Source organism: Enterobacter sichuanensis, assembly GCF_002939185.1.
Lineage (GTDB): Bacteria > Pseudomonadota > Gammaproteobacteria > Enterobacterales > Enterobacteriaceae > Enterobacter > Enterobacter sichuanensis.
Genome location: NZ_POVL01000014.1, coordinates 15,215 through 31,560, shown reverse-complemented (window position 1 = coordinate 31,560; position 16,346 = coordinate 15,215). Strand labels below are relative to the sequence as shown.

The following is a 16,346-nucleotide window of genomic DNA, read 5'->3' as shown; positions in this document are numbered from 1 at the left end:
CGCCGGGTGGCGGCTGCGCCTTACCCGGCCTACAGGTTCAAAATTTGCTGAATATGGGTGACCGCAAACAGCAGTGACAGCGACAGTACAGCCAGGGCGATCAGGAACTTATCCCGCACCGCCTTCGGCTGTACAAAATCGTCCTGCGCCACGTCCATCAGGTTACGGCTGCGGGTATAGCGCCATAAAATGACAGCCACCAGCGCGAGTACGACGACGGAGATCCAGAACGGCGCCCCGGTGCGGTGCCAGTTGTGCTTAATCGCCAGGGCAATCAGCGCGCCATACCCCAGCAGCGTACGCAGCCACGCCAGCGACGTCCGCTCCGGCTGCAGGCCGGGGTCCGCTTCGCGTCGCGCTTTGCGGCTATCCGCCATAAAACACCAGCACCATCACCACGCCCGCCACCGCCAGCAGGATTGCGCTGATGATGAGTAGCCCGCGCGTATAGGGCAGATCCTGCTTCAGACGCATCGCCTTCTCATTGCGCAGCCAGCGCAGGTAGCCGTAAATCGCCAGCACGCCCGCGAACAGACACAGCAGCAGAGCCAGCACTTCACGAATCAACGGCGTGGCGAAATCAGGCGCGAGCTGGTCGAGGCCGACACCTGCAGCCAGAAAACCCAGTGCGGTGCGGATCCACGCTAAAAACGTGCGTTCATTGGCCAGAGAGAAGCGGTAGTCCGGCGCTTCGCCGAGGCGGGAAATTTTCATGAAGGTTCCTTGTCGTGCTACAGGCAGGCTTCAGCATAGCGTAAATCGACCAGGACAAGGAGACCGGCATCGGGCGATGCCGGTCGGGAAGATTAGTGCAGCTCCGGCCAGAACCCCTTATTGGCCTCGATCAGGTCATCCAGAATCGCTTTCGCCACAGAGGCGCTCGGTACGGTTTTGGAGAGGGTGATCGCCTGCCAGAGTTTCTGGTACGAACGCTGCTCCCAGGCATCCACCACCAGTTTTTCCACCGCCACCTGCTGGCTCATCAGCCCTTTCTGGAAGTGCGGAATATCACCCACCGTGAGCGGCTCCGGCCCGTTATGGCCCACCAGGCACGGTATCTCCACCATCGCGTCGGCATCAAAGTTATGGATCGCCCCGTTGTTCGGCACAATCAGCAGCATCCGCTCCTGGGTATTGAAGGCAATCGCGGTCGCCAGATCGACGATATAGGACGCATGTTCGTCAATCTCCAGCTCACCGGCGGAGGATTTCCCGGCTGCGATAATCGCCCGGCAGGAACTGAACACGTGCTTCTCTCGGTGATCCATCACCTCATTGGCGCGGGTACGCTCGGGACTGGAGTGCGCCACCACGTAGTCCGGGAACAGGTAATACTTCAGGTAAGTGTTCGGCATGGTGTCCGGATCCAGCGCCTGCACGTCTTTGGCTTTGGCGAAGGTATCGTTCCAGCTCGCTTCGGTATGGGCGTCGTCAGACGGCGGTACATAGCCGTTTTTAGCGACGTATTCGCGCAGTTTCGGCATCAGATCGTTACCGTTGAGATCTTCAATCGACGTCCACCAGCCGAAGTGGTTCAGGCCGTAGTAACGCACGCGCATCTCTTTGCGGTCTTTCAGGCCGACAATCTGCGCCATGCGCCCTTCGATGCCGATCGGCATATCGCAGATATTAAGAATTTTGGCGTTCGGGCGCAGGCGACGGGTCGCTTCCGCGACAATCGCTGCCGGATTGGAGTAGTTCAGCATCCACGCGTTCGGAGAGTACTGCTCCATATAATCCACCAGCTCCAGCACGCCGCCGATTGAGCGCATGCCGTAGGCGATGCCGCCCGGTCCGCAGGTTTCCTGGCCCAGCACGCCATGGCGCAGCGGGATTTTTTCATCTTTTTCACGCATCGGGTATTTGCCCACGCGGATATGCGCCATCACGAAATCCACATCACTAAACGCCGCTTTCGGATCGGTGGTGTAGCTGAATTCAATCTCCGGCGCCTGTTCCTTAAGGATGATTTTGCACGCTTCGGCGATGGTCTCCTGGCGTGCGCCGTCGTTGTCATAGAACTTCAGGGCGCGCAGCGGGAAACGGTCACGGTTGGCTAACAGCATCAGGACGATACCAGGCGTAAAGGTGCTGCCGCCGCCTGCAATGACAACTGAGAATTTTTTCATGATATAGCCTCTGTCAGGGTGGTTTGTTCATTCGTTAAAGGGGTTTTCATCAGCGATTCCAGCTGGTCGCGCACCTGAGGAACGTGCAGACCGACAATCACCTGAATGCCGTTGCCGCGTCGCACCACGCCGTGGGCGCCGAGGGCTTTAAAGACGTCATCACTTTGGGTTTTCGCCATATCGACCAGGGCGATACGCAGGCGGGTAGCACAGTTGTTGATGCTTTCGATGTTGGCCGCACCGCCGAGCGCCTGCAGGAACCCGGCTGCCTGTCCGACCTGCTGGCTGGCCGCTGCCGGGACGGTGGTGTGCCCGCGCGCCGCCTTATAGTCCGCCTTGCTGTAGAGTTTGATTTCGCTCGCTTCCCGGCCCGGCGTTTTCAGGTTCAGACGCGCAATCAGCGTTTTGAAGACCACGAAGTAGATCCCGGTGAAGCAGACGCCAATGCCAATCTGGGTGAACACCGTTGACGCGTGGTTGTGGAACATCGGGATCCAGTTTTGCGGCAGGAACTGGTCCAGCAGGCCGCCGCCCATGTTGCCGACGACGCCGAAGACGTACATCACCGTCGCCATGGTGGCCGCCAGCACGGCGTGGACGGCAAACAGCAGCGGCGAGATAAACAGGAAGGTGAATTCCAGCGGTTCAGTAATGCCCACCAGCACGGCGGTGAGCGTGGCCGGGATCAGCAGCCCTGCGACCTTGACGCGGTTTTCCGGTGAGGCGGTGTACCAGATCGCCAGCGCAATCCCGACCGAGCCAAACACTTTCGAGTTGCCGTGCAGCGCGAATCCGCCTTCCGGGAAAAGGGTTTTCAGCGGCAGCGTGCTCTGGCTGAATTCCTGCAGGTGCTGCGCCCAGTAGACCTGAATCCCACCCTCTACCGCCGCCGGGCCGAAGATAAACGGACCGTAGACGAAGTGGTGCAGCCCGGTTGGGATCAGAATGCGTTCCAGGAAGGTATAGACCCACACGCCCAGCGCACCGGCAGAGCGCAGGAAAGCCTGCAGGGACTCGATGCCCATCTGCACTTTCGGCCAGCCCAGCAGCGTCAGCCAGGCGCAGGGGATCATGACGAAAAACGCGAGGATAACGACAAACGAACTGCCCTGAAAAATTCCCAGAAACACCGGCAGCGGCTTGTCAAAATAGCGGTTGTGGATGGCGGTAACGATGCCCGAAATGACGATGGCACCGATGATGCTGGTATCGAGCGTTTTAATCCCGGCAATCATCGCCAGCCCGCTGCCTGCCGTCGGTTCGGCGGTGAAATCGACGCCAAAAAAGTGGCCCCAGGTCATGCCCATTGCGTTGATGAAGTAGTTCCAGGTGAGGAAGCTAATCAGCACCGCCAGACAGGCACGGCCCTGCGCCTGCTTCGCCAGGCCAATCGGCAGGCCAACGGCAAAAATCAGCGGCATATTACGAAAGACCGCCCAGCCGCCCTCTTCAATGATGTGAACAATCTGCGCGAAAAGGTTATCAGGGGCCGTTAAGACTTCGCCGACAAACAGCGGATTGCGAAGCATAATGGCGATTCCCACCACGATCCCGGCGAACGGAAACAGCAACACCGGGGTAAACATGGCACCGCCAAAACGTTGTATTTGACTGAGCATTTTTAAATCCTCACGTAACAACCTGTAGGGGAGAGAGGCCTTTATGGTTTTTTGCTGGCGTGAGGTGAGCATAAGAACTTACTGATGCGCGAACATGGCGTGCCGCTGCGATTCGTGATCGCATTCATGGTTTTATTTTGACCAATCAGGTCTACTTTTTGCGGTAAATATGGACATGTCAGGACGCCATCCACGCCCTGATAAGGGCAGAGAGGTCTACTGGTGATCTACAAATCTATCGCCGACAGGTTGCGGCTGCGGCTGAATTCGTCGGACTACAACATCGGCAGCCCGTTGCCGGGCGAAAAAGCGCTGGCGCAGGAGTTCGGCGTGGCGCGAATGACCATCCGCAAAGCGCTGGATCTGCTGGTGAGCTGGGGCCTGGTGGAGCGGCGGCACGGCAGCGGAACGTTTGTCGCGCGTAAAGACGTTCACCATGAAACCACAAACCTCACCGGGCTGGTGGAGGTGTTGCGCCAGCAGGGGAAAGAGGTGCAGAGCAAGGTGTTGCAGTTCGAAGTGATGCCCGCGCCGCCCGCCATCGCCAGCCAGCTGCGGATTCAGGTGGATGAGCGGATCTACTTTTCCCGGCGGGTGCGCTACGTGGACGGAAAACCGCTCATGCTGGAGGACAGTTTTATGCCGGTGAAGCTGTTCCGTAACCTCTCTCTGGCGCATCTTGAAGGGTCAAAGTTTGATTACATCGAGAAGGAGTGCGGGATCACCATTAGCGGCAATTACGAGAGCCTGACGCCGGTGCTGGCGGATAAACAGCTGGCGGGTTATCTGAATCTTCCGGAACAAACGCCGCTGCTGCGAATCACGTCCCTTTCCTACAGCGACAGCGGCGAGTTTCTCAACTATTCCGTCATGTTCCGAAACACCAGCGATTACCAAGTGGACTACCATCTGCGGCGCATCCACCCGGACGACCTGTTAGCTCATCCCCCAGAACAGCACCGCCAGTAGCTGCGGGGTGATAATGCGCAGGAACATTACCAGCGGATAAACCGTGGCGTAGGAGAGCGCCGCCGCGCCGCTGGTGGCGTGAAGGTTATTGGCAAAGGCCAGTGCGGGTGGGTCCGTCATCGAGCCCGCAAGCATGCCGCAGAGCGTCAGGTAGTTCATTTTAGCGAACATACGCGCCAGTATGCCTACCGTCAGCAGCGGGATTGCCGTGATGAATATGCCGTAGCCGACCCAGCTCATCCCTTCCCCTCTGACCAGGGTATCGACAAAATCCCCGCCGGACTTCAGCCCGACCACCGCCAGAAACAGCACAATACCCAACTCGCGCAGCGCCAGGTTGGCGCTCGGCGGCATAAACCAGTAGAGCTTACCGATGCAGCCAATACGCCCGAGGATCAGCGCCATAATCAGCGGTCCGCCCGCCAGGCCCAGCTTGAGCGCCACCGGGAAGCCCGGCACATACAGCGGAATGGAGCCGAGCAGTACACCCAACCCGATACCAATAAACACCGGCAGCATCTGCACCTGCTGCAGTTTTTGCTGAGCGTTACCGACCATATCCGCGACGGCGTCAATGGACGACGGCCGCCCGACCAGGTTAAGGATATCCCCAAACTGCAGGCTGGCCTCCGGGCTGGCGACCAGTTCCACACCCGCGCGGTTAAGGCGGGAGATCACGACGTCGTAACGCTCTTTCACCTGCAGATCGCGGATTTTCTTGCCGAGAACATGCTCGTTTGTTACCACCACGCGCTCCACGCGCATATCGGTGCCGCGGGTGGAGAGCGAGGTGTCCACTTCCTGACCGATCACCAGCCGCGCGTTGTTGAGATCGCCGGGCTGGCCGACCAGGTGCAGCAGATCCCCCTGCTGAATAATGGTGCCCGGCGCGGGCACCATCAGCATATCGTCGCGCTTAAGGCGCGAGCAGATAATGTTGGCGCTGTTCAGGATCGGCACGTCCTGAATCGCCATATTGTTCAGATTGGGGTTATCGACCCGAATATTGATGGTTTTGATCGGCATATGGCCGTTGGTGAGCGTGGTTTCGTGGTCTTTCGCCTCTTTATCGACGTTGATGCGAAACAGGACGCGTACCAGCCACATGGAGAGCAGAATGCCGCAAATGCCAAACGGATAGGCCATGGCATAGCTCATCCCCATCTGGTCAACAATGCCAGGTTCGATACCCAAATCACGCAGGATTTGCTGCCCCGCACCGAGCGCAGGCGTGTTGGTCACCGCCCCGGAGAAAATACCCAGCACCACGGGAAGCGGGATTGCGAAAAGTTTATGCAGAAGCGCGGTCACCAGCCCCCCCATCACCACAATCGCGAGAGCAAACAGGTTGAGGCGTAGTCCGGAGACCCGAAGGGAAGCGAAGAAGCCCGGCCCCACCTGAATGCCAATGGTATAGACAAACAGGATCAGGCCAAATTCCTGAATAAAGTGGAGCATTTCGGCGCTGAGGACCAGCCCGAGCTTGTCGGCGAAGTGCCCGACAAAAATACCGCCAAACAGCACCCCGCCAATACCAAACCCGACGCCGCGGATTTTGACGTTGCCAATCCATAGCCCAACGACGGCGACCAGGGCCAACACGCTGACGGTTAACGCGATATCACTCATGATCCCCTTCCTTAGCATAACCTTAGTTATGTTAAGGATTCTCTCAGAGCCGGGGGCGGTTGTATGGGCGATGGCGCACAAAAAAGCCCTGCCGGGGCAGGGCTTTATCTTTACTCCCTCTCCCTTTGGGAGAGGATCGGGCATCAGCCCGCACAGTGCTAACTGTTCAACGCCGGTCGGTCGCTAATGGCGATACGCTGTGGCGCGATAGCTTCCGGCACGTTACGGGTCAGATCAATATGCAGCAGCCCGTTAGTAAACGTTGCGCCGGATACATCCATATGGTCTGCCAGAGTAAAGCTCAGGCTAAACGGCTGATTAACCAGCCCCTGATGCAGCCATTTGGTCTCGGTCTCTTGTTTTTCCGGCGTACCCTTAACGGTCAGGCGCGTGCCTTCAAGCTGGATATCCAGATCCTCCTGACGGAAGCCGGCCAGCGCCAGGGTGATGCGATAATGGTTATCGTCGCTTTTTTCGATGTTGTACGGCGGAAACGTCTGTTGCTCAGCGGTGTTTTGCAGGGCATTCGCCAGTTTGTCAAAACCAATCCACTGACGCAGTAAGGGGGATAAATCATAGTTACGCATACTAAATCTCCTTCTGAGAAGCGAGTTCGGCACAGTTTAATTTTGTGCGCAGTTGTTCCTGCAAATCCTGATGGATTCGCATATGCTCCCGTTACGGCAAGCAAGTCTGGGTGGGCCGCTCGTGCGACCCGCAAAATTAGTTAATTTCGATACGACGCGGTTTTTTCTCTTCCGGAATCACACGTTCCAGTTCGATAAAAAGCAGGCCGTTAACCAGGTTCGCGCCTTTCACGTGAATGTTCTCGGCTAACTGGAACTTGCGTTCAAAGTTGCGCTCGGCGATGCCCTGGTAGAGGTAGGTACGCTCTTTCTGCTCAGCCGTATGGGCACCTTTCACCACCAGCAGGTTGTCCTGCGCGGTGATCTCCAGTTCGTTTTCTGCAAAACCGGCGACGGCAATGGCGATGCGGTAGTGGTTTTCGTCAACCAGCTCAACATTGTAAGGAGGGTAGCCGTTGCTCTGGCTTTGGTTATTTTCTAAATGGTTAAACAGGCGGTCAAAACCAATTGCAGAACGGTATAGCGGAGAAAGATCGAAGTTACGCATAAATAAAACTCCTGAAATCAGCGAGAAAATAGTGCCTTCCACCATGGACAGGCCTTTGCGCCCCCGAACACCCATCAGGCGTGTTCGTTATCGGGCCACATTCTTAAAATGGGTCTGCAACCGGGCTTTTCAAGCACGACAACTGCACTTTTTTTTGCACTTTTGTGCATCTCGCTTAGACTGGGACAACAGCACAAAGGGTTAAATTGCGATGGCTGCCACAGTGCGGGGTTATCGGGCTATCCATTTTGGATAAGGCTCGCTATAACCCTGAGTTGCAGGTCTATGCAGTGCCATTAACGATGACTGAGTGATGATGAAAAATGTTCTGATAAAGCTGACGACGTTCAGCGGGGTAGTTTTACTTTGCGGGTGTTCGAGCGTGATGTCTCACACCGGCGGTAAAGAAGGAACATATCCGGGGACGCGCGCCAGCGCGGCGATGATCTCCGATGACGATACCAACTGGGGCACCAAATCCCTGGTTATCCTCGATATGCCGTTTACGGCTGTGGCAGATACGCTTCTGCTTCCGTGGGATATATTTCGTAAGGACGACTCTGTGCGCTCACGGGTAGAAAAAAGCGAGCAGGAAAATCTGGCGACAAACGCCGTTATCCCGCCCGCGGAAATGCCTCCACGCTAGTTCTGTGCGGTTTCCGTTAACCAAAGCTGACGGAAACCGCCTGTCTCCTCCATCCACGCAATAAAGCGCCCGTCTGGCGAAAACACCACCGCATCAGCAGACGGTGGATTGCCGTGATCGGACGTCAAAAACGTCACCTCTCCGGTCCGTGCGTCGCAGCAGGCGATACGATCTTCCATGACAAATCCCAGGCGGTTGCCCGAAGGATGCCAGTTGAATGCCGACTGGATACCGTTTTCTGTATGCGTTAACTGGCGCGGCTCACCACCCTCGGAGGAGATCAGCCACAGTTGCACGATACCGTTATCATCGCGCATCAGGAACGCAATCTGCGTTCCTTGCGGATTGCTGCGCACCCAGTGACGCGGCACGTTCACCAGCCCCGGATACCGGTTCTGATGGGTAAAGGTCAGACGACGCTGCTTCACGCCTGCAGGCGGAGCGGGCAGGATTGCCGGCGTGCCCTGTAGCGGCACATCGCCCGCACGCTTCCAGCCCTGTTCGTCTTCTGGCAAATCGACAATAAACAGCTCAGGCACTTTTTCGCCCTGCGCAGAGAGGGTGTCACCGATAAACGCCAGCCTGCCGTTGCCTACCCAGCCCTCTTCGTAGGCGCGGTTGATCTCATCGCTGCCCGGCTGCGGGTTGGGCGTCGTGCGGCTAACCAGCACGCTCCAGAAGGTGCCCGAATACTCCCGAGGATGGTTACTCTTCGGCTTCACCGGACCGAAAGGCGCAGCCACGCCGACGTTGCGTAAATCAAGCTTTGGATCGCGCTCATGCAACACGTGGTCATTATAGGTAAAGCTGACGAACTGTCCGTTCGGGCTAAAGACATGGACATGGGTGCCGCCACGCAGCGCGCCTGCGGTGTAAGGCGCGGTGATATCCATCGCATCCAGATTGCTCACCTGGCCGTGATGCGCAATCACCCCCTGGCGATGGTGAAAATCATAGTGCCAGTCTGCGTCCGGGTTTTTCGGGCCGTGGATAAAGACATATTTCTCTTGTGCGGGATGAACGGTCACCACGCCAACGTGTGCGCCGTCTGTGGCGCGATAAATCACCTCCACCTCGCCCGAATGGATGTTAACCCGCTCAATGGTTTCACCGGTGAACGACGCGCCGGACGGGCGTACGTCGTAGACCAGCCACTGGCTGTCCGGCATCCAGGTATTGATATTGGTGAGCTGGTGGTTACGGGAAGCGAAGGTGATTTGTTTCATGAAGATACCCTGATGCGCGGTTTTCGCATCAGGGTAAAACATCCGGAAGAATTAGCCTACTCGTTTAACATCGCCTACCAGCAGGATGTAGGAGAGCGCACCAATCAATGCCACGGCGGAGATGTAGACCAGCGCCGGGCCAAAACCGTAATCCTGCGCCAGGTAACCGATGACCAGCGGCACGGTGATCCCGCCCAGCCCGCCAACGAAGTTGAACACGCCACCGGTCAGGCCGATCAGACGCATCGGTGCCAGCGACGACACCAGCGACCAGGTAATGGAGGCAAAACCGTTTCCGAAGAACGCCACGGCCATCAGGGTCATAATCCATACCGGATCGTTAGTGTAGTTGGCGCCCATGATGCACGTTGAGATCAGCAGCCCGCAGATAATCGGTGTTTTACGCGCAGCCCCCAGCGAGAAGCCTTTTTTCACCAGTTTGTCCGCCAGCCAGCCCGAAAGCAGTACCCCGAAGAAGGCCGCAAGGAACGGTACGGTGGTCATAAAGCCCGCCTTCAGCGCGGTGATCCCCTTCTCCTGCGTCAGGTAGTTCGGGAACCAGGTGAGAAAGAACCACAGCGTCGACGTGACCGCAAACTGGCCCAGATACACCCCCACAAGCTTACGATGGAAGACCAGCTTCCAGTCCGCTCTGGTGAGCGGCTGGCGCGCCTCTTTTTTCACGGGCGCATCGCCATCCACCAGACCGCCGCCATCGCGGATGTAGTCCAGCTCGGCTTTAGTGATGCTTTTGGTCAGCCGCGGAGGTTGATAGACCTTAAACCAAATTAGCGACCAGATAATGCCGATCCCGCCGGTGACAATAAACACCCAGTGCCAGCTAAGCAGCTCCTGGATCCAGATGAGCAGCGGCGTCAGGAACGCCAGGCCAACAAACTGTCCGGAGGTGTAGAAGCCCACGGCAGAAGCACGCTCATGCTCCGGGAACCAGCTGGTCACCATGCGGTTGTTGGTCGGGAATGCTGGTGCTTCAAAAATACCGGTAATGGCGCGCAGACCAATCAGCGACATCAGCCCGGTCGCGAAACCCTGGAACAGGGTCGCCACGGACCAGCCTAAAATGGCGATGAAGTAAGTCAGACGTGACCCCACGCGGTCCAGGAACCAGCCGCCGGGGATCTGGCAGAGCGTATAAAGCCAGGCAAACGCCGAGAAGACGTAGCCCATTTCCGCTTTGGTGATACCAAACTCTTCCTGAATATGAGCCGATGCTACGGCAAGATTGGCGCGGTCGACATAGCAAATGACCACGGTAATAAAGATCATGATGAGCGTCAGGTAGCGGCGACGCCCGATTTTTGCAGCAGTAACTGGAATATCCATCGCAATCTGTCTCCAGATTTTGGGCACAGCGAAGCCGCTCACCATGCCCTGTAATTTACAGAGGGTTATAGTTTTTTATGTATGTTTTTTTGCCCGGTGGCGCTTCGCTTACCGGGCCTACGGGAGGGCGATCACCACTCCGCTACACTGCCGTCCTCATGACGCCACAGCGGGTTACGCCAGTCTGGCGCGTTTTTACTGAGCTCAATAACTTTGGCTTCGTCAATTTCTACGCCCAGGCCCGGCTTCGTTAACGGTTTAAAGAAACCGCCTTCCATGCTGAAGTCTTCTTTGTTTTTCACAAAGTCGAGCAGCTCCGCGCCTTTGTTATAGTGAATGCCCATGCTTTGCTCCTGGAACACGGCATTGCGGGAGACAAAATCTACGTGCAGACAGGCCGCCAGCGCGATCGGCCCGAGCGGACAGTGTGGTGCCAGCGCCACATCGTAGGCTTCTGCCATTCCGGCAATTTTGTAGCATTCGGTGATGCCGCCCGCGTGGGAGAGATCCGGCTGCAGGATCGCAATGCCGCCCGCTTCCAGCACACGTTTAAACTCGAAGCGCGAGAACATGCGTTCACCCGCGGCGATGGGAATGTGCGTCTGTTCTGCGAGTTTCGGATAGTACTCAGCCTGCTCGGCCAGCACCGGCTCTTCAATAAACAGCGGGCGATACGGCTCCAGCTCTTTAATCAGCACTTTCGCCATCGGCGCGCTGACGCGTCCGTGGAAATCCAGCCCAAACTCAATCTCGTTGCCGAAGGCTTCACGGATTTGCGCCACGGTATTCACCGCGCGGTCTACCGCTCGTGAGTTATCGATCACGCCCATCTCTTCACAGCCGTTGAGCTTGAAGGTGTCAAAACCAATGTTGCGCAACTGCGTGATGCCGTCGATCACTTCCGCAGGGCGATCGCCGCCCACCCAGCTATAGGCTTTGATTTTGTCGCGCACCAGGCCGCCCATCAGTTGCCAGACCGGGGCATTCAGCACTTTGCCTTTGATATCCCACAGCGCCTGGTCGATACCGGCGATGGCGCTCATCAGGATCGGGCCACCACGGTAGAAACCTGCACGATACATTACCTGCCACAGGTCGTTGATGCGCGCAGGATCCTGGCCAATCAGGTACTCTCCCAGCTCGTGCACGGCGGCTTCAACCGTGCGTGCACGGCCTTCGATCACCGGCTCACCCCAGCCGACAACACCTTCATCGGTTTCGATTTTCAGGAACATCCAGCGCGGGGGTAAACGGTAAGTGGTAAGTTTGGTTATTTTCATTGCACTGCCTCTCGATACGCTTTCACAAATGCTGCCGCCTGCTGCGCGGTACGTTCTACGGACTGCCCGGCGCGATAGAGATCGCTGCCCAGCCCCGCGCCCACACAGCCTGCTTTTATCCACTGCACCAGGTTTTCTGGCGTGACGCCGCCCACGGCAAAGACCGGCACGCTGGCGGGTAAGACCGCTTTCAGCGCTTTGATGTAATCCGGGCCAAAGGCCGACGACGGGAAAATTTTGAGCGACTGTGCGCCCGCATCGAGAGCGGCAAAGGCTTCTGTGGCCGTGGCGCATCCCGGGCAGACGGTCATGCCGTAACCCACTGCGCGACGAATCACCTCAGGATGAATGTTGGGGGTGACGATAAGCTTGCAGCCCATCTTTGCCAGCCTGTCCACCTGCTCCGGTTTTAGCACGGTCCCCGCGCCAATCAGCGCCTTATCACCAAACGCTTCCACCACTGCCGGGATGCTTTTTTCCCAATCCGGCGAGTTGAGCGGGATTTCTACCGCGTCGAACCCGGCATCGATAACCGCCCCGACATGAGCTAATGCCTCATCGGGCGTGATACCGCGCAAAATCGCGATAAGGGGAAGATCAGTTTGCCACTGCATGAGCGATGCTCCTTATTCCTGCCTGAAATGCCGTGTCACCGGATACCGTTGAGACGTCGTGCCCTGCGCGACGTAAAGCCTGCTCGTAGCGTGAAGCCAACGATGACCCTGCAACAATCGTGATGGCCTGCCCCTGCGCAACAAAATCACACATGCTGGCGACTTCTGCGCCAATCAGCAGGCCGGAAAGAAACTCGCTGACCTGCTCGCGCGGGAGGGTTCCCAGCACGTGCGAGGCGCGGATTTCAAAAAGAGACGGCAGAACATCAGGCGAAGCGAGGCCGCGCTCAAGACCGGCGGTAAAGGCCTCCGGAGACGTTTTCTGCTCGGGTAAGCCAGCGCCCACCAGAGAATGATTGAGCAGCAAATGGTGTAACTCGCCGGTCATTACAGTGCGAAAATCGTGGATTTGCTCCGTGTCAGCCTGTACCCATTTGCAGTGCGTACCCGGCATCACATAGACAAAAGAAGGAGAAAGCGTGCGCGCGCCGAGCAGCTGCGTCTCTTCGCCGCGCATCACGTTGTGGTTATCGTCACGCGAGACGCTCAAACCGGGAATAATCCAGATATTGTCGCCAACGGACGTTAACTGCTCGCCAATAGCAGAGAAATGGGCAGGAACAGGCAAATAAGGCGCAACCTTCCAGCCCACGTTACTGCCGACCATTCCCGCCATCACCACCGGCGTCGCGCCATCGCGCCAGTTTTGTGTCACCTCAGCTAACACCGCCTCGGGGGATTTCCCGTTCAGACGCGTAACGCCTGCTTCTGATTGCCTGCTCTCCAGGCACTGCTCGCCCTGGTATAGCCAGGCGCGCAGATTGGTCGATCCCCAGTCAATTGCGATGTAGCGTGATGTCATGTGATTTCCTTCAGCCTTCGTGTCGAGCTGGCAATCATGGTGAGTGCTGCCTGCTCTGCCGCATCGCCGTCCTGATGCCGTATCGCATCAAACAGCGCTTTATGTTCCTGAAGCGTTTTCGGCATGTTGGCCTCATCGCCCATCCAGGTACGTTCAAATACTGCTCGCTGTAGCGAGCTGATCGCCACGCTAAGCTGCTGTAACACCGGGTTATGCACCGACTGCAATACCGCCTCGTGATAGCGAATATCCGCCTCGTTAAACGCTTCCCGGTTCTGGTTATTAGCGATCATGTCGTTGAGCGCCGACTCAATCTGCGCCAGATCGCCTGACGTTGCGCGCTCTGCTGCCCAGCGGGCGATGGCGGGTTCGACCAGGTTTCGTACTTCACTCATCGCACCGATAAGCCGCGGGTCGTAATCGTTTTCCAGCACCCACTGCAGGACATCGGTATCGAGGTAGTTCCACTGGTTACGCGGTGCAACAAACGCGCCGCGATAGCGTTTCATTTCAATTAACCGCTTCGCCATCAGCGAGCGGAACACTTCCCGGATGATGTTGCGCGAGGTTTCAAACTCCTCACACAGTTCAGCCTCTGCTGGCAGCGGCGAACCGGGAACGTATTTGCCACCCACAATCTGAGTGCCCAGCGTGATGACAATGCGATCGGTTTTGTTCAGCGTCATGGAGAGTCCTTGTGCTCTGTAAGTCCATCACTACTTTACCGCGACCGCTGAATTTCGCCTCACTTTTGCAGTACAAACGTGAAGCCTTTCGCCTTTTCTGTGGTTGTAATGTAGTACAATCAATTAATGTTGTACTACAATCCAGATCACAAAAAGAACAATTCAATAAACTCAGGGCCAAAAAAAGCCCCGGTTGATAACCGAGGCTGATGATTGCGGGCAATGTGTTACCGGGACAGTACAAATTTCTCAATCGCGTAGGCCACACCGTCTTCGAGGTTGGATTTGGTAACAAAGTTAGCAACCTCTTTCACCGACGGAATGGCGTTATCCATCGCCACGCCCATGCCTGCGAATTCAATCATCGCGATGTCGTTTTCCTGGTCGCCCAGCGCCATGATCTCGTCAGGTTTGATGCCCAGCGCGTCGGCCAGCGATTTTACCCCCGTGCCTTTATTGACGCGTTTATCGAGGATTTCGAGGAAGTACGGCGCGCTTTTTAGCACGGTGTACTTCTCTTTCACCTCGGCCGGAATGCGCGCAATCGCTTTATCCAGGATCTCGGGTTCGTCGATCATCATCACTTTCAGGAACTGGGTCGCCGGATCCATCTTCTCGGCTTCGCAGAACACCAGCGGAATGGTCGCAACATAGGATTCATGTACCGTGTAGTAGCTGATATCACGGTTGGCGGTATAGAGCGTATTGCGATCGAGCGCGTGGAAGTGGGAACCCACTTCACGGGACAGTTTTTCCAGGAACAGGTAGTCGTCATAGCTCAGCGCAGTTTGCGCAACCGTACTGCCATCCGCGGCTTTTTGTACCAGCGCGCCGTTATAGGTGATGCAGTAGTCGCCAGGCTGATTCATGTGCAACTCTTTCAGGTAGCTGTGTACGCCCGCGTACGGACGCCCCGTGGTCAGGACCACATTCACGCCCTTTGCGCGTGCCGCGGCGATCGCGTTTTTAACGGCTGGAGAGATAGTGTGGTCTGGCAGCAGCAGCGTGCCGTCCATATCGATTGCAATGAGTTTAATAGCCATGAGTTCCCCGGGATAAATGAGTGCTGCCTCATGCTAACGCGATTAAGCACACAAAAATAGAGCTACATTGCGCAACAGGAATACCCCTTTTACGCATCCCGGGGGAATGATGACTTACTCGCGGGTGAGAACGATTTTACCGAACGCGCCGCGATCGAGATGTTCGAGCGCCTGTTCAAGTTCATCAAAGCGGTAGCGGTGCTCAATGACCGGCTTCAGACTCGTGACATCAACAGCCCGGACAAAATCCTCCAGCGCCCGGCGATGTCCCACGCCAATCCCCTGAATGACCGGGGATTTCAGCAACAGCTCGCCAGCAGACAGTGAAATCTCCGCCCCCGCCAGCACACCAATGACCGATATCCGTCCATGAACGGCAACGGCGCGCAGGGAATGCTTCAGGTTCTCCCCGCCCACGGTTTCAATAATATGGTCAATACCGCGATCCTGCGTGAGTGCCAGCGTCGTTTCAGCCCAGTCGCCTTTCACGCGGTTGATGCCCTGGCTGGCCCCCAGTTTTTTAGCCCGCGCCAGTTTTTCATCACTTCCCGACGTGACAAACACCTCTGCGCCGTGGGCTTTTGCAATTTGCAGTGCGAAAATCGCCACCCCGCCCGTGCCCTGTACCAGTACCGTTTGCCCGGCGCGCAAGTTTCCACGCTCGATCAGCGCGAACCACGCCGTAAGCCCGGCGCACGGTAAGGTGCTGGCCTCTGCGTCATCCAGGGTTTCCGGCGCGGCCACCAGCGCATCTTCCTTCACAATCACATACTCAGCCAGCATGCCCTGGAAGTAGCCGCCGGACGTTTTATAGGGCAGATTGCGTGCGTCCGCCTGCGGCTTACCATCGAACCACTCAGGGAAAAAGGTGGAAATAACGCGAGCGCCAGGCTGGAAACGGGTGACGCCTTCCCCCGTGCTGTCCACCACCCCCGCCATGTCCGAGGCCGGCGTAAACGGGAAGGAAAGCGGGATCGGCATAGTGCCTTCAATCACCATTTTATCGCGATAGTTGAGCGCAACAGCATTCACCCTTACGCGCACTTCACCCGGGCCTGGCTCGGGAACAGGCTCCTGAATAAGTTTGAGGCTTTCGCGCCCAAGGGCGTTCATGGACCAGCGTTGCATTGTCTCTGTCATTTTTCTCTCCTGCCATCAAATAAGT

At 57.0% G+C, this 16,346-nt stretch carries 17 protein-coding genes and 1 other annotated feature; of the genes, 2 read left to right on the top strand and 15 right to left on the bottom strand.

The genetic code is table 11. The features are described from left to right. Nucleotides 1-29: 29 nt before the first annotated feature. From C5687_RS08550 to C5687_RS08535, 4 genes are all read right to left on the bottom strand, one after another. The gene (locus C5687_RS08550) at nt 30-377 is read right to left on the bottom strand and encodes a DUF202 domain-containing protein (protein WP_047957405.1); all 348 of its coding nucleotides are present in this window, start codon (nt 375-377) and stop codon (nt 30-32) included. Further along, nucleotides 367-714, bottom strand: coding sequence for a YidH family protein (locus C5687_RS08545; protein ID WP_024907384.1), 348 nt, complete (start codon nt 712-714; stop codon nt 367-369). Before C5687_RS08545 ends, C5687_RS08550 begins: the two co-directional genes overlap by 11 nt. A gap of 92 nt (nt 715-806) precedes the next feature. Further along, nucleotides 807-2,129: a 6-phospho-alpha-glucosidase gene (locus C5687_RS08540; RefSeq protein ID WP_025756984.1), complete on the bottom strand. Its 1,323-nt coding sequence runs from the start codon at nt 2,127-2,129 to the stop codon at nt 807-809. Beyond that, nucleotides 2,126-3,748, bottom strand: a complete 1,623-nt coding sequence (locus C5687_RS08535; protein WP_104556739.1) for an alpha-glucoside-specific PTS transporter subunit IIBC — start codon at nt 3,746-3,748, stop codon at nt 2,126-2,128. Before C5687_RS08535 ends, C5687_RS08540 begins: the two co-directional genes overlap by 4 nt. Before the next feature lie 222 nt (nt 3,749-3,970). Between C5687_RS08535 and C5687_RS08530 the strand changes: the two genes are divergently transcribed. Further along, nucleotides 3,971-4,717 carry a GntR family transcriptional regulator gene (locus C5687_RS08530; protein ID WP_025756982.1) on the top strand — a complete coding sequence of 249 codons (747 nt, stop codon included), beginning with the start codon at nt 3,971-3,973 and terminating at the stop codon, nt 4,715-4,717. On the opposite strand, the gene C5687_RS08525 is transcribed toward C5687_RS08530, so the two are convergent. The 3 genes from C5687_RS08525 to ibpA form a co-directional block, all read right to left on the bottom strand. After that, nucleotides 4,685-6,346: a putative transporter gene (locus C5687_RS08525; RefSeq protein ID WP_047957403.1), complete on the bottom strand. Its 1,662-nt coding sequence runs from the start codon at nt 6,344-6,346 to the stop codon at nt 4,685-4,687. The two genes, C5687_RS08530 and C5687_RS08525, sit on opposite strands and share 33 nt — an antisense overlap. 158 nt (nt 6,347-6,504) lie before the next feature. Then, nucleotides 6,505-6,933, bottom strand: coding sequence for a small heat shock chaperone IbpB (gene ibpB / locus C5687_RS08520; protein ID WP_008500161.1), 429 nt, complete (start codon nt 6,931-6,933; stop codon nt 6,505-6,507). A gap of 136 nt (nt 6,934-7,069) precedes the next feature. Then, nucleotides 7,070-7,480, bottom strand: a complete 411-nt coding sequence (gene ibpA / locus C5687_RS08515; protein ID WP_104556738.1) for a small heat shock chaperone IbpA — start codon at nt 7,478-7,480, stop codon at nt 7,070-7,072. Next, nucleotides 7,474-7,545 (bottom strand) — a sequence feature (ROSE (Repression Of Heat Shock gene Expression) occurs in the 5'-region of heat shock genes and acts as an RNA thermometer to modulate expression.). It overlaps the preceding gene by 7 nt. Before the next feature lie 248 nt (nt 7,546-7,793). Between ibpA and C5687_RS08510 the strand changes: the two genes are divergently transcribed. Beyond that, nucleotides 7,794-8,126: a YceK/YidQ family lipoprotein gene (locus C5687_RS08510; protein ID WP_025756979.1), complete on the top strand. Its 333-nt coding sequence runs from the start codon at nt 7,794-7,796 to the stop codon at nt 8,124-8,126. On the opposite strand, the gene C5687_RS08505 is transcribed toward C5687_RS08510, so the two are convergent. The 8 genes from C5687_RS08505 to C5687_RS08470 form a co-directional block, all read right to left on the bottom strand. Beyond that, nucleotides 8,123-9,352 (bottom strand): YidR family protein, encoded by a 1,230-nt coding sequence (locus C5687_RS08505; protein ID WP_202911289.1) that lies wholly within the window; start codon nt 9,350-9,352, stop codon nt 8,123-8,125. The genes C5687_RS08510 and C5687_RS08505 overlap by 4 nt on opposite strands. A 51-nt stretch (nt 9,353-9,403) precedes the next feature. Then, the gene (locus C5687_RS08500) at nt 9,404-10,741 is read right to left on the bottom strand and encodes an MFS transporter (protein ID WP_162299942.1); all 1,338 of its coding nucleotides are present in this window, start codon (nt 10,739-10,741) and stop codon (nt 9,404-9,406) included. Nucleotides 10,742-10,827: 86 nt separating this feature from the next. Further along, nucleotides 10,828-11,976 (bottom strand): galactonate dehydratase, encoded by a 1,149-nt coding sequence (dgoD, locus tag C5687_RS08495; protein WP_047957400.1) that lies wholly within the window; start codon nt 11,974-11,976, stop codon nt 10,828-10,830. Continuing rightward, on the bottom strand, nt 11,973-12,590 hold the full coding sequence (locus tag C5687_RS08490) for a 2-dehydro-3-deoxy-6-phosphogalactonate aldolase (protein WP_047957399.1): 618 nt from the start codon (nt 12,588-12,590) through the stop codon (nt 11,973-11,975). Before C5687_RS08490 ends, dgoD begins: the two co-directional genes overlap by 4 nt. After that, complete coding sequence (locus C5687_RS08485; RefSeq protein ID WP_104556736.1) at nt 12,574-13,452, bottom strand: 2-dehydro-3-deoxygalactonokinase; 879 nt, start codon at nt 13,450-13,452, stop codon at nt 12,574-12,576. Before C5687_RS08485 ends, C5687_RS08490 begins: the two co-directional genes overlap by 17 nt. Then, entirely contained in the window at nt 13,449-14,138 is a 690-nt protein-coding gene (dgoR, locus tag C5687_RS08480; RefSeq protein WP_003861109.1) for a D-galactonate utilization transcriptional regulator DgoR, read from the bottom strand. The genes C5687_RS08485 and dgoR overlap by 4 nt, the downstream gene beginning before the upstream one ends. 227 nt (nt 14,139-14,365) lie before the next feature. Continuing rightward, nucleotides 14,366-15,181: a sugar-phosphatase gene (gene yidA, locus C5687_RS08475; protein WP_045285338.1), complete on the bottom strand. Its 816-nt coding sequence runs from the start codon at nt 15,179-15,181 to the stop codon at nt 14,366-14,368. A gap of 114 nt (nt 15,182-15,295) precedes the next feature. Further along, complete coding sequence (locus C5687_RS08470; protein ID WP_104556735.1) at nt 15,296-16,321, bottom strand: zinc-dependent alcohol dehydrogenase family protein; 1,026 nt, start codon at nt 16,319-16,321, stop codon at nt 15,296-15,298. Nucleotides 16,322-16,346 lie beyond the last annotated feature (25 nt).